Genomic DNA, 14,293 nt, shown 5'->3' on the forward strand with positions numbered 1-14,293 from the left:
ATCTTGCTATCGCATTTCCTGTTTGAGGTAGATGAGTACACTCTTCTTGGCTTTTGCGTCATTAAATTGTTTAATCAATTGATAGTCAGGTAACTGACTTTCAATCAGAACTTTTGCTTTATTATCTTTTTTGGACGATTCAATTAAAAGATAGTCATGATGAGTAATGCTATTATTATCAATCATGCTTTGTATATAAGATAAGTTCTCGAAAGTGCCGATAAAGTCGGCGCCTGCATAGTAGCGCATTCTAGCCTGGTCATAAAAAACGGGTTTATTGTTGACATTATCTGCAATTACCCAAGCCACTGCTTCTTGCATAAAGTTATGCCCTTGTTTTTTAGGCAGAATATTTTTTAAACCGCCACCAAACATAAATAGTACGAGTAGTAGCGCTAACCAGTGCATTTTGTTGTTTTTTGTTTTCTGAAATAAGAGTTCTGCAAAGTAAAACGCGGCAAATACCATTAAGATAAAACTAAACGCGAGTACGTAGCGGCCAGATAATACAAATACTTTTGTAATAATCAAACCCATACTGATAGTTGCAATGATGGCAACGGCGCTTAATACTTGGAAAGATTGGTGATTGAATAAACGCTGATTATTTTTAATCCCAAACGCGCTTAAGCATACAACTATGAAACCAGTGGTACTAATTGTTTTAGCAAATATGGCAAACAATAAAGTGAGTAATAGACCAATAGTTGCAAACTCTTCCAAATACTTTCCTAATACTTGAGTTGACATAATTACTGATTTTTCATTTAAGTTAGCTGTCAATTGTTGCCATAAATTGATTGTGAATACCTCGTTTAGACGACCTAAAATTTTTGTAGATAGACCATCATTAAATGCAAAAATGAGCAAAATAATCATTGCTAAGCCAATATTGATGACATTGGCAGTTAATAATTTACCCCATTTTTGTTTGATATTGCATTCTGTTTGGAATAGTAGAGAGAGTGGTAAAAACAGCAAATACAGAATCCCTTCAATTCTAAATAAGGTTGCTACGATAATGGATAGTTGCCAGAGTAAGGCATCTTTAAACTGAGACTCTTGGTAAAACCGAATAAAAAACACGATGCTCAATAAAAAGAACGCCCAAAAGCCTTCATCACGTATCAGCATTTCTAGCACACTGCCAATCATATATTGTGCGCTTAGCCAAATAAGCGCCGCTGCAATGACTTGCTTTTGTTTGCCACCAGCAAGCTTTACGATTGCTACAAAGCTGTAACTGGCAATGCCAAAAAAGATGATGTTTAATAGTTGTGCTGAACTATGTACACCCAATTGACTAATTTTGTTGACTAGTGCAATGCATAGGGCATAAAAAGGCCAGTTAAAAATTTCAAAACCTGCCTGCCAGTCACCCATGCTGAATAATTTGGCAGCTTCTAAATACAATACAGAATCAGGACTTATCGCACCATGCTGAATGTATTGTACTTGCACGCAGATGAGCATCCCCAATAGTATAATCCAAAAATGTAACTGATTAAGCGAGGCTTTTTCTAATTTATCTAACATTTTCTGCATATTCTTGGTTCAGATCTTTGATGATTTTTTCAGGTGTTATTTGTTTCAGGCAGTTTAAATGGCTAAGCGGACATTCTCGTTTAAAGCAAGGGCTACATTCCAATGCTAAATACTCTATTACGGCATCTGGATGCATGGGTGGTGTATGGTGCGGGTCGCTTGAGCCATAAATGGCAATCAGCTTTTTATCTAATGCGGCTGCGACATGCATTAATCCAGAGTCATTGCTGATGACGGTATGGCATAGCGACATGATGTCGATGGCGTCGCCAAGTTTGGTTTTTCCACCCAGATCTATACATTTATTTTGCGTAAGTTGGTTGATTTGACTGGTCACAGGTATGTCTTTATCTGAGCCAAATAAGATGACTTGCCAGTTGTTTTGTAATGCGTGGCTGGCCACCTCTGCATAGTGTTCAGCTGGCCAACGTTTGGCTTCCCCGTATTCAGCGCCAGGACAAAGACCTAGGATTTTTTGATCAGAAATGTTGATGCCTAAGTTTGACAGCGCGTTGAGAGCATTCGCTTTGTTCGCTAGTAATGTTGGCTGTGGAATTGAGCACAAGACTTGTCCATTATCTAAACCTAACGCAACAAATCGTTCTACTGTTTTGGGTAATGTTTTTTTATCTAATGGCCGAATATCGTTTAATAGTCCATAACGCATCTCGCCTAAAAAACCAGTGCGTTTTGGGATGCCAGCCGCGAAAGGTAAAACAGCCGATTTTAGAGAGTTAACTAGTGAAATAGATTGGGTGTAATGCTCACGTTTTAAGCGATATCCAAACCGAATGCGCGCGATTAAACTGAGTTTGCCATGTTTGAACGGCAAAGCAATTTTATTTGACACTTCAGGCATACGCTCTAGCAGTGGTAATGTCCAAGCGGGTGCCGCAACGTCGATTTGTATGGATGGATTTTTTTGTTTAAGTAATTGAAATAAGCTATGCGCCATGACCATGTCGCCGACCCATGAAGGGCCCATTACTAATATTTTCTCAGGTGACATAGACTGGTTAGCTATTGAGTTTTTCAATGATATTGGTAGTACTGCGGCCTGCGACTAAATCAATCAGCGCAATTTCTCCACCCCAAGATTCAACTTCTTTACCACCGACCACTTGATTGGCACTGTAATCACTCCCTTTGGCAATGACATCGGGCTTAATGGCATTGATTAAGTTCAGTGGTGTGTCTTCGTCAAATAAAATCACCGCATCGACAGATTCGAGTGCTGCCAAGACGCGCGCTCGATCAGTTTCGCTCACTACTGGCCTTGTTGGCCCTTTAATCGCACTCACAGAGCGGTCGGTATTGAGCCCTAAAATAAGTTTATCACCTCTTTTTTTAGCGGCCTCTAAATAAGTCACATGTCCTGCATGCAGTAAATCAAAGCAGCCGTTGGTAAATACAATCTTTTGCTTGGCTTTTCTCCAATTAATCACTCGTTCAATCAGTTGAGTCAAATCACATACTTTATGGACTTGCGTGCTGTTTTGTTGCAGGGCAAGTGCTTCAACTAAGGCTTCGCGGGTAATAGGCACCGTGCCTACTTTGCCAACAACAATGCCAGCAGCTAAGTTTGCAAGTTGTAAACTTTCTAACGGTGACAGTGCATAAAATAAACCAGCGGCTAGTGTGGCGATAACGGTGTCGCCAGCACCAGAAACATCAAATACTTGTTGTGCAGTTGCAGCAATTTGGTGAGTTTCATTTTCAATGAGCGTAATACCTTCTTCACCACGAGTAACAGCTAAAAAATCAATACCCAAACAATTTTTTAGTGTTATGGCTTTATCAATTAAAGCGGCGTCTTCTATTTGTGTTCCACAAGCCTCTGCCGTTTCTTTTTTATTTGGTGTTAGCGCGGTTGCGCCTTTGTATTTACTATAGTCAAGCCCTTTTGGATCAACCAATACGGGAATGTTGTGTGCGCGGCAGTAGGTAATAATATGCTGACAAATCACATTGCTCAGCAAGCCTTTTGCATAGTCAGATAAGACGACGATGCTAGGCTGACGTGCAAGCGCACTGTCAATACTCGAGATGAGTTGCTCGTTCTCTTCGCTATTGAAAGCAGTTGTAAGTTCTTGATCGAGCCGCAGCATCTGTTGATGGCCGCTAAGGATGCGTGTTTTGGCGATAGTGGGGCGATGTTGTGAACGCACGATACCGCTGGTATCGACATTAATCGCTGCTATGCGCTTTTGCAGGGTGTCGCCTTCTGTATCGTGACCGACGCAACCAATAATATGTGTTTTAATACCCAGCAAAGCTAAGTTGGCTGCCACATTTGCGGCGCCGCCGGCACGTTCGTTTTGCTCATTTAATAGCACAATAGGCACTGGCGCTTCAGGTGAGATACGACCAACATTGCCTATTAGGTAGCGATCTAGCATCACATCACCAATCACAAGGGCGTGGCCGGCTTGGCTACCAAACGATTTAACAGTGTTTAATAAATGTTGGAGCATGATGTTATACGTCTGACTCTAAGATTTCACACAAGCAATGACCGATAAAAATATGGGCTTCTTGAATACGTGCGGTAACACTAGAGGGCATGATTAAATTATAGTCGCAAATAGCAGTTAATTTGCCGCCTGTGCCGCCAGTTAAACCGACAGTAAACGCGCCGATTGTTTTGGCCGCTTGCATCGCATTGACTACATTGGCACTATTGCCTGATGTGGTAATGCCAATCACCAAGTCTTCTGGCCGACACAATGCTTCTACCTGGCGCGCAAAAATATAGTCATAGCCATAATCATTGCCAACTGACGTCAAGATGGAAGTGTCGGTTGTGAGTGCAATGGCAGGCAGTCCCTTACGCTCTTTTTTAAAGCGCCCAACAATCTCGGCAGCAATATGTTGACTATCTGCGGCGCTGCCACCATTGCCCATTAGTAAAATTTTACCGCCCGATTTGATACAGTTTTGCATAGCAATGCCAACATCGCTAATGTGCGGAAAAAGTGGCCCTAGCGCGCTAAACATGTCGGTGTGCGCAGCATGTTCACCTTTGAGGTAATTAATATAATCCATTAGCAGTATTGATCCTCTTGCATTAAATAGTGTTGCACATAATCTTTAATGCCTTCTTCTAGGCTATAAAAAGCTTTGGTGTATCCCGCATTGCGTAACTTTTGCATCGTTGCTTCGGTATAGTATTGATACTTGCCTTGCAAATCTTGCGGCATATCAATGTAAGTGATATCTGGTTCGTGCCCCATACTTTTCATGACGTTGGTAGCTAAATCTTTAAAGCTGCGCGCTTCGCCAGTGCCAATATTGTATATGCCATTCGCGGTTGGTTTGCCGCTTAAAGCTGTGGTGTAAAAGTGTGCCAGTACGGCTGCGGCATCTTTGACATAGACAAAATCGCGCATTTGCATACCATCTTCAACGCCTGCTTTTGTACCTTTAAACAGCTTCACGGTACCAGTTTCGCTAAACTGGTTGAACGTGTGAAAAGCAACACTCGCCATGCGCTCTTTGTGATATTCATTCGGACCATAGACATTGAAGAATTTAAAGCCAGCCCAGCTTGGTGGGCAAGGTTTATTATCTGCGACTTGCTTTAACACCCATTGGTCAAAAAAGTGTTTGGAATAGCCGTAACCATTTAATGGGCGTAACTTTTCGATAGAAGCGTCATCATAGCCTTGATTGCCATCACCATAAGTGGCTGCAGAGCTGGCATAGAAAAAAGGGATTTTATTGACAGCGCACCATGACCACAAATCTTGTGAATAATGAATATTAGATTCAACGAGTTTGTTAAAATCGCGCTCTGTGGTTGCGCTAATAGCGCCCATATGAATAACGGCTGTTACCCCTTCATTGTCATATAGCCAATCGAATAACTGCTCTTTATCTAGGTAAGTATTGTATTTGCGGTGGACTAGATTTTGCCATTGTGATTCGTGTGTGATGTCATCAACAATGACCAGATCTTCTTGTTTGCACTGTGTGTTGAGATGCCAAGCAACGATTGAACCTATCATGCCAGCGCCACCAGTAATCACAACCATAAAAGACCCTCAATAGTAAATAAATACATCAATTGGGGGATTATACCGTTTATTGATTTGCTCCCAAAGTTTTTGCGCGAGCTGCGGTGTCTCTTCCCATTTGTTTTGCAGCATCTGCATCCCATTCAGATGAGACCCAGCCTTGCAAATTTTCTAATGCAATTGTTGTCATCGCGTGTATCCACGCTTCATTTTCATTTAATGCTGGAATGTAATGATATGCACCGCCGCCATTACTTTGGAAAATCTCCCGACCTTCCATTGCAATTTCTTCTAGCGTTTCTAAACAATCACTGCTAAATCCGGGGCAAATGACATCAATTCGTTTGATTTTTTGTTTACCAAGCGTTTCTAAGGTGCTGGCTAAATAAGGCTTTAGCCATTCCTGCTTACCAAAACGTGATTGAAAGGCAATTTGATATTGACTGTCGTTTAAACCCAATGCTTCTGCCAGCAATCGGCCTGTTTTATGACATTCACAGTGATAATGGTCGCCTTTCATTAGGTGAAATTTTGGAACGCCATGGAAGCTCATCACTAATTTTTCTGGCTTACCATTGGTTTGCCAAAACGCATTCACACTTGCAGCAAGCGCCTGAATATAAGCAGGATGATCGTGGTAATGCTTAATTGTTCTGATTGCAGGTACGTTACGCATTTTCAGTAAAGTTTGCCAAACAGCATCTAAACTAGCCGCAGTACTGCTGGCCGCGTATTGCGGGTATAAAGGAAATACCAATATTTTATTGCAGTGTTGTGTTTTCAATCGCTCAATTGCACTTTGCATGCTTGGGTTGCCATAACTCATGCCTAACTCAACAGCAAATGGTGAGTTAATTTTTTGGGCCAGATAACCGCGCAATAATTGTGTCTGATTTTTTGCATGTACCAGTAGCGGGGAGCCTTCTTGCATCCAAACCTGCTCGTACTTTTCTGCTGATTTTTTTGGGCGAATGACCAAGATAATACAATTGAGTATCAACCACCAAATTATGCGTGGAATCTCAACTACCCGTCTATCCATTAAGAATTGTTTTAGATAAGGCCGTAATGCTTTCGCTGTTGGCGCATCTGGCGTACCTAAATTGGCAAGCAGAATGCCTACTTTTAGTTGGTCGCCATGTGTGTATTCTGGTTCAGTATTGTAAAAGGACATATATAGATTTCATTAATAAAAAAGTGCGTTATTTTGATAATGCATTAGACAACAGTTTAGCAGTAATATCGACAATTGGAATCACACGTTCATACGCCATGCGGGTTGGGCCAATGACGCCTAATGTGCCAACAACTTGTCCGTCTACTTTGTAAGGTGAGGTGACCATGCTGCATTCATCTAGCGGGCTGTAGCCACTTTCGCCGCCGATAAATATTTGCACACCTTCTGCCTTTTGGCTGTTGTCTAATAATTGCATCAGTGAAGTACGACGTTCAAATACATCAAATAGTTTGCGTATGGTGGTGACGTTAGTGGCTAACTCGTCTACATTTAATAAATTGCGCTCACCTGAAATAATCACATCATCTCTGTTTTTGGTGTCTTTTTTCTCATCGCTATCCAGTGCGGCAGCCATTAATCGACTAATATCCGCTTGTATTTTTTTAAGATCACTATGTAACTTGTGGCGGGCTTCTTCAAATGTTTGACCTGCATAATGTGTATTAAAATAATTACTGGCTTGTGTCAGATCGGAAGTTGAGTATGACGTATCGCTAAAAATAATACGATTTTGTACACTGCCATCGGTTGCAACAATAATCACCAAAATACGCTTGTCAGACAAAGGCATAAACTCTAGCTGTTTAAATACCAACGTTTTACGCTTTGGAATCAATATCATGCCGGCAAACTGTGTTAACTGTGAAAGCATGTCGGCGGCATTGTTAATGAGTTCTTTTTGGTCTGTTGATTGTAAGGTGCTTTCCAGTTGTTTGACTTGATGCAGCTCTAATGGTTTAACGCTCAACAAGGTATCAACAAAAAAACGATAGCCCCGTTGGGTTGGAATGCGGCCAGCTGAGGTATGCGGACTAGTAACAAAGCCATGTGCTTCTAAATCGCTCATGATGTTACGAATCGTTGCTGGACTTAAGGCTAAGCCAGAGTGCTGCAACAGCGCGTTTGAGCCCATCGGTTGACCATCACTGACATAATGTTCAACTAAGGTTTTTAATAATATTTGTGCGCGTTCGTCCAACTTGGTTATTCTCTAATGACTCTTAAGTTGGCATTTTGCCTGATTTAGTGCGTAGTTGCTACTGGTTGTAATTGCGTATCTGTGATTAAATTCTGACATGCAAACACAATTTAACACCGTTGCGATTATTGGAAAATTTATGCGTGAGTCTGCTGTTCAGCTAATGCGCAAAGATTTGGCTGATTTAGCACAGCATTTACAAGCCAAAAACATGACCGTTTTATTTGAAGTAAATACTGCTGAGCATGCGCAAATTGATCATTTTAAAACCATAGCGCTTGATGAAATTGGGCAAAAAGCTGATTTAGTGATTGTGATGGGTGGAGATGGCACCATGCTGAGCGCAGCACGTGCCTTGAAGAATAGTGCAGTACCATTGGTTGGAATCAATCGCGGCCACTTTGGTTTTTTAACGGATTTGCGCGCTGAAGAAATGTTGCAATCAATTGATGCTATTCTAGCGGGAGAGTACCAAACCGAGTCGCGCATGGTGCTGAATGCTAGTGTAATAAGAGATGGTGCAACGATTCTACAGAATCACGCTTTTAACGACATTGTATTAAAAAGTGGTTTGCGCCTCATTGAGCTAGAAGTCACCATTGATAATCAATTTATCCACAAACAGCGGGCAGATGGTTTGATTGTCAGCACGCCAACGGGCACGACGGCCTATTCCTTATCGGCTGGTGGCCCTATTTTACACCCTGGCTTGGACGCAATTGCATTGGTACCGATTTGTCCGCACACATTAAGCAATCGCCCATTGGCGGTGAACAGTAACGCCAAGATTGAGATTACGGTCATGCAGGTAGATGATGCACAGATTAGCTTTGATGGACAATCGCAGTTAGTGCTTAGCTTGGGTGATCGTGTGAAGGTGGAGCGTGCCGACGAAAGTGTGACATTGTTGCATCCTAGCGAGTATTGTTATTATGATATGCTGCGCAACAAACTTCACTGGGGTTGATTTTTGGCCTTAGTATGGTGTTGCGCCTTTAGTTCGGCTTGCCACACGAGGCATGCTGTCTTTGGTTCGCTGTCTTGTGATTGACGCCATGCTAAAGCAAAAAAGCACTAAATTGATCTATTAAAAACGATGATATAAAGACTAAATAATTAACCTATGTTACAAGCATTATCCATTCAAAATTTTGTAATTGTGGAGCAGCTAGATTTAGAGTTTAGCCAAGGCTTTACAACACTGACGGGCGAAACAGGCGCAGGAAAGTCTATCTTAATTGATGCGTTGTCGTTGGCGTTGGGGGCGCGCAATGAGGGCGAGGTGGTTCGCAAAGGATGTGATAAAGCCGATATCAGTGTGACTGTCGACATTCAAGATAATCAGCTGGCTCGATTATGGTTGAGTGATAATGAGATGGAAGCGACCAATGATGTGATTTTGCGCCGCGTTATTTATAGCGATGGACGTAGTCGAGGCTTTATAAATGGTGCTGTGGCAACGGTAGGGCAACTCAAAGAGATTGGCGAGTATTTGGTTGATATTTATAGCCAGAATGCGCATCATTCTTTATTAAATGGCAATACGCAGCGACAAATATTAGATGCATTTGCTGACAGTACAACGTTGGCCAAACAAGTGGGTGAACAATATAAAATTTGGCATCAGTTGCATATGCAGCAAGCTGAAATTGAAAAAAATGCCTCCGCTTACGCCGATGAGTTGGCAGAGTTGCGCGATAAGTTACGTGAATTGACGCAATTAGATTTTGATGCGCAAGCGTGGGATGCGTTACAGCTAGAGCACGCGCGCCTGAGTAATAGCGCAGAATTAATAGCAGGCGCACAGGAAAGTTTGCATTTGCTGAGCGAAGGTGAGCACGATGCACTATCGATGCTGGTGCATGTGCAGCAAAAATTATTGTCATTAGTCGCTTTGGATAACCAGTTGTCAGAGGCATCAGAAACCATTGATTCGGCGGTTATTCAACTGCAAGAAGCGACGCGTAGCTTAAATCGCTATTTACAACGTGATGATATGGATCCTGAACGATTATCGGAAGTGGAAAGTCGTATTCAGGCAGTGCACGGCGTTGCGCGAAAATATCGTGTTCGACCTGATGAGTTGCCGCAATTGTTAGAGACATGGCAAACGCGTATGGCCGAACTGGCTGCATTTGCCGATGATGGTGATTTAGCAAAACGGGTTAGTACCGCATTAGAGCATTACAGGCAATCAGCTAGTCAATTGAGTACGATACGGCTAAAAGCGGCACAAGCGTTAAGCGCCAAAATTAGCACAGAAATGCAACGTTTATCCCTCAGTGGCGGTCAGTTTCAAGTGGCACTTGAGCCTTGCGAGCAGTCAGTAAATGGTTTAGAGCAAGTTACTTTTTTAGTTGCAGGTCATGCGGGGGTAGAAGCGCGGCCACTGAATAAGGTTGCCTCAGGCGGCGAGCTGTCACGTATCAGCTTGGCTTTGCATGTTACAACAGCCGCACAAGGCAGTGTGCCCTGTATGATATTTGATGAAGTGGACGTTGGAATTGGCGGTGGTGTTGCAGAGGTTGTTGGTAAGTTACTCAAACAACTCGGTGAAAGTCGTCAAGTGTTGGTGATTACTCATCTTGCCCAAGTAGCCGCACAAGCCAAACAGCATTTACAGGTAAGTAAAACACAAACCGATGAAAAGACGCTCAGTCATATTCGATGTTTAAATGAACTAGAGCGCATTGAAGAGATTGCTAGAATGTCTGGCGGTTTGGAGATTACGGATGCAACGCGTAACCATGCCAAAGAAATGTTAGGATTATTGAATCAATAGCCGCTATTTATTTTCTAGCCTGTCTTCTAACTCGCCTATATAAGCTGTGAGTGTTCTGCCTGTTTCTTCTACTGCCGCCCTAAGGGCTGTTTCTGTTTCAGCTAGTTGAGCCTCAAGCTGTTGCTGGCTTTGCATGTTTTGTGTATTGAGCAGTTGTAATTCGGTTTCTAAATAATTGCGTAATTCAGTAAAGCGAGATGCTTCTGCCTGATCGGCTAATTGGCGTTGGGTTTCTAGCTCACGATTAAGGCGTTTTCTAAGGATGAGCGTTGAAGATTGCATATAGACCACAAAACTAATAAAAAGTAATGTGAGTATGCCTGTTAACGATAATAAAATAAGACCTAGCGGCGCTTGTATGTCGGTAAACAAAAGTGAGAGTGGTACGGGGTTGATAATGGCGGCCCAATTGAGAGCGGCAAACACAAACAATGTAACAATGACAATAAATAATACGGCGTTTAGCAATTTCATCTTTCACCCAATCTTTTATTAATCATTTATTGCACCAAACGAGCCGCTTCAATTGCTACTTTATACAGTCTTGTTTCTTCTGGCTCACTGATGCGTATACCCGTGCTCACTTGCCCACGTCTGCCCGCTTCAATTATCCCCCTAATTTGCAAGGGATTGCTCCGCGATAAGGCGCGTCCCGTTTGCGCGTCATACCGAATAACACGCACCTGAACGTTTTCAATTGGAAGTGTAGTATTGTTTTGCACGATGGCAATTAAATGGCCGCGGTTATCCGCAAGCACGCCAGATTGTAAATATTGATTGGGGTTGCGAGGGAAATCAAGACGCATTGCCCGAAAAGACGCCTCTTTGCCAATATCGGAATTGGAGCTTGCTGCCACTTGATAATGCTGTAGTGCAAGACGGGTATCCCCACGTTCTTCTGCAATTTGACCAAGAAACGCATGGCCTGGCGCTGTTGGTAATAATTCATTTGCTCGCTTTAAATAGGGCTCTGCTTCTTTTTTTTTGCCCATATTAAATAATGCGATGCCACTTTGAATGTGTGGTTTGAAGTAATCTGGCTGCATATTAATCGCTTTGGCATAGAAGCCCAAAGCAGTTTCAGATTGATTTTGCGTGAGTGCAATATCCCCTAATAGCTCCTGAAAACGCGCTTCACGTGGCTCACCAGCAATCGCCTTTTTGGCTAATGCGCTCGCTGTTGATAGATCACCTTTTTTTAGTGCCAGCAAAGCCTCGTCGTAAGCTTTATAAGCTGGTTGCGTTGCTTTTAAATACGCCACTTTTTTTGCATAAGTTTCTTGACCAATTTCTCCACCCGCACCTATCGTGGCAAGTGTCGCTTGATTATCCACTACGCGTTTTGGAGACGGCGGATGGCTCGCAAACAGACCGCTAATAAAGTCACTTTTTTTATCTTGGCTAAGCCGGACAAACGTTTCTTGCAAGCGCACTGCGGCACTAGGATCATAACCTGCTTTTTTCATGTACTGCATGCCATAAAAGTCAGATTCGCTCTCGGCATCGCGACCATACTTACTGGAAATTAACTGCGCACCAAGCTGAGAACCACCAACGATAAGGTTAGCATAGTCCGAATTTTGCGCACCAATACCAACGGCAATCATAGCGCCTTGTAAAAAGATGCCGCGCTCCATACTTTTTGCCCCATGGCGCGCAGCAGCATGTACAATTTCGTGCCCCATCACTGCAGCAAGCTCTGCCTCGCTATTCAGTTCGTAAAGTAGTCCACGATTAAATGCAATCTTGCCACCAGGCATCGCCCAAGCGTTTGGAACAGAGTCATTAATCACCACGAACTCATAAGGCAAATCTGGGCGATCAGAAACGGCGGCTAATCGTTTGCCAATGTTTTGTACATAAGCGGTTAGTTCTGGGTCAAGTATGTAATCCCCACCCTGTGACTGACGTGTTGGTGAGTAGTTTTGCGTGCCAATTGCAATTTCTTTTTGTTGAGAAACAAACTGGAACTCTGTTTTTTTGGTGACAGGATTGGTACCACAACTCACCAACACAAGTGATGCAATAAAAATAATTGCGAGCCTAGCATATTGTTGGCACTGCGCTTTGATGAAGAATGCCCTTTTAAAGGGGATTGTTTTCATCTCGCTATTTGGTTTATTCTTTCGAGCAGTTCTCAGAATTTCCATTACAAACGCCATAAATAATCAGTGAGTGTTCTTGAATTTTAAATCCACGCGACTCTGCTGCTTCTCGCTGTCTACGTTCAATTTCTTCATCGTAAAACTCTTCTACTTTTCCACATTTAACACAAACGATATGATCGTGATGGCCGCCTGCGTTTAATTCGAAAACAGCTTTGCCACTTTCAAAATGATGCCGTACGAGTAGTCCAGCATCTTCAAATTGTGTGAGCACTCGATATACAGTGGCTAAACCAACATCATCACCAGCATTCAGTAACACCTTGTAAACATCCTCTGCAGACAAATGCCGTTCATCACTTTTTTCAAAGAGCTCTAGTATTTTTAGCCTAGGTAGTGTTGCTTTTAGCCCGGCATTTTTTAAATCTTTTTGATCATGCATAATTTTACTCATTTCTCGAACTTTTTAGTTTTAGGCTTTTCGCCATCGTGTTATATTAACGGCAATTCAGGCATCTGTCTCCCTTAACATTTAAAACGATGAAAACTATGAACAATAATCTAAAATTTCTCACATTGTTGATGATGGTAACAGTTGTTGGTTGTGGCGGTGAACGTACAATTAAGCCTTTTAAGCTGGAGATACAACAAGGGAATGTCGTGACTTCCGAGATGTTGCTCAAATTGCGACCCGGCATGACTAAATCACAAGTGCAATTTATTCTTGGTACACCATTATTAGTTGATAGCTTTCACACTGACCGATGGGATTACTTCTATCAATTACGCAAGCAAGGTGAGATTGTGAGTCAACGGCGTGTTATTTTAGATTTTGATGGAGACGCATTGGCGCGTGTGCGCGGTGATGTTGTGCCACAAGGAACGAATATTGACGCACTTGTGCAGCAAGCGCAATCTGCGCCTAAGCCAGCTATGCCCATTACCGAAACAGATGAAAATGTAGGGTTGGTGACAACACCAATAGAAGCGCCATTAATAGAATCTGAACAATCAGTGACTTCCTCAGAAGCGATTTTGACAGAAAGCGCAACGGTAGCACCAGTGACAGAGGCCACTAAAGTGGAGTCAACTGCTGAGGTGATGCCAACTATGGAAGCGGCTGAAGCAGCTGTCAACCCGGAACTGTCCTCATTAGCCGAGACGGAGAGAGTTGAAGCGACAGCCGATTCCGTCGTTCAAGCAGAGCAAGAAGTGATTGAGATGCCTGTTGCTAGCGTACCAACAGTTGAATCGACACCTTTGCAAGCGAGCACAAATCTAGACGCACCAATTGATACGCCCGTAGAGAAGCGCTATGAATCGGCAATGCAAGAAGTTGATATGGCGGCTGAAGCGGAGCGTGCAGTACCGGTGTTAGTGGAATCCACAAATATTGTGAGACCTAAACTAAAAATGGATAGAGTCATGGTTCCTGCGCCACCTGAGGTAAGGTCGAGGTATCGTGTCACCCCTACGCAATCTGCAATTCCAACGCCGCCTGTAATGGGTGATGAGGCTAATTCAGAAAAAGCGAAGATGCAACAACGCGCTCAGAAACAACAAGATTCGTTGCGAAATGAAGAAGAACCAGGTTTTTTTGAGCGCACATTGAAAATGATAGGTTTTTAA

General features: G+C 42.8%; 13 protein-coding genes. 3 read left to right on the forward strand and 10 right to left on the reverse strand.

What is annotated here, in order from left to right; all coding sequences use genetic code 11:
* Positions 1–6: 6 nt before the first annotated feature.
* Genes KFB94_08120 through hrcA form a run of 7 tightly spaced genes read right to left on the reverse strand, consistent with a single transcriptional unit; the run spans position 7 to position 7,777 of the window.
* Positions 7–1,545: a hypothetical protein gene (locus KFB94_08120; protein QVL45216.1), complete on the reverse strand. Its 1,539-nt coding sequence runs from the start codon at positions 1,543–1,545 to the stop codon at positions 7–9.
* A complete protein-coding gene (waaF, locus tag KFB94_08125; protein QVL45217.1) occupies positions 1,526–2,554 on the reverse strand; it encodes a lipopolysaccharide heptosyltransferase II in 1,029 nt (342 codons plus the stop codon). The genes KFB94_08120 and waaF overlap by 20 nt, the downstream gene beginning before the upstream one ends.
* A gap of 7 nt (positions 2,555–2,561) precedes the next feature.
* The gene (gene rfaE1 / locus KFB94_08130) at positions 2,562–4,019 is read right to left on the reverse strand and encodes a D-glycero-beta-D-manno-heptose-7-phosphate kinase (GenBank protein QVL45218.1); all 1,458 of its coding nucleotides are present in this window, start codon (positions 4,017–4,019) and stop codon (positions 2,562–2,564) included.
* Positions 4,020–4,023: 4 nt separating this feature from the next.
* Complete coding sequence (locus KFB94_08135) at positions 4,024–4,590, reverse strand: D-sedoheptulose 7-phosphate isomerase (GenBank protein ID QVL45219.1); 567 nt, start codon at positions 4,588–4,590, stop codon at positions 4,024–4,026.
* Positions 4,590–5,579, reverse strand: a complete 990-nt coding sequence (rfaD, locus tag KFB94_08140; GenBank protein QVL45220.1) for an ADP-glyceromanno-heptose 6-epimerase — start codon at positions 5,577–5,579, stop codon at positions 4,590–4,592. Before rfaD ends, KFB94_08135 begins: the two co-directional genes overlap by 1 nt.
* Before the next feature lie 49 nt (positions 5,580–5,628).
* Entirely contained in the window at positions 5,629–6,735 is a 1,107-nt protein-coding gene (locus KFB94_08145) for a ferrochelatase (GenBank protein ID QVL45221.1), read from the reverse strand.
* Positions 6,736–6,763: 28 nt separating this feature from the next.
* Positions 6,764–7,777, reverse strand: a complete 1,014-nt coding sequence (gene hrcA / locus KFB94_08150) for a heat-inducible transcriptional repressor HrcA (GenBank protein ID QVL45222.1) — start codon at positions 7,775–7,777, stop codon at positions 6,764–6,766.
* 97 nt (positions 7,778–7,874) lie between these two features.
* Here hrcA and KFB94_08155 point away from each other — a divergent pair, with 97 nt between their 5' ends.
* The gene (locus tag KFB94_08155) at positions 7,875–8,744 is read left to right on the forward strand and encodes an NAD(+) kinase (protein ID QVL45223.1); all 870 of its coding nucleotides are present in this window, start codon (positions 7,875–7,877) and stop codon (positions 8,742–8,744) included.
* A gap of 156 nt (positions 8,745–8,900) precedes the next feature.
* Positions 8,901–10,559 (forward strand): DNA repair protein RecN, encoded by a 1,659-nt coding sequence (gene recN, locus KFB94_08160; protein ID QVL45224.1) that lies wholly within the window; start codon positions 8,901–8,903, stop codon positions 10,557–10,559.
* Positions 10,560–10,562: 3 nt separating this feature from the next.
* Here the strand turns inward: recN and KFB94_08165 are convergent, their stop codons facing one another.
* Genes KFB94_08165 through fur form a run of 3 tightly spaced genes read right to left on the reverse strand, consistent with a single transcriptional unit; the run spans position 10,563 to position 13,106 of the window.
* Entirely contained in the window at positions 10,563–11,033 is a 471-nt protein-coding gene (locus tag KFB94_08165) for a LapA family protein (protein QVL45225.1), read from the reverse strand.
* A 26-nt stretch (positions 11,034–11,059) separates the two neighbouring features.
* Positions 11,060–12,664, reverse strand: a complete 1,605-nt coding sequence (locus KFB94_08170; GenBank protein QVL46634.1) for a M48 family metalloprotease — start codon at positions 12,662–12,664, stop codon at positions 11,060–11,062.
* 13 nt (positions 12,665–12,677) lie between these two features.
* Complete coding sequence (fur, locus tag KFB94_08175; GenBank protein ID QVL46635.1) at positions 12,678–13,106, reverse strand: ferric iron uptake transcriptional regulator; 429 nt, start codon at positions 13,104–13,106, stop codon at positions 12,678–12,680.
* A gap of 107 nt (positions 13,107–13,213) precedes the next feature.
* Between fur and bamE the strand changes: the two genes are divergently transcribed.
* On the forward strand, positions 13,214–14,293 hold the full coding sequence (gene bamE / locus KFB94_08180; protein QVL45226.1) for an outer membrane protein assembly factor BamE: 1,080 nt from the start codon (positions 13,214–13,216) through the stop codon (positions 14,291–14,293).

This window comes from Methylophilaceae bacterium (assembly GCA_018398995.1).
Lineage (GTDB): Bacteria > Pseudomonadota > Gammaproteobacteria > Burkholderiales > Methylophilaceae.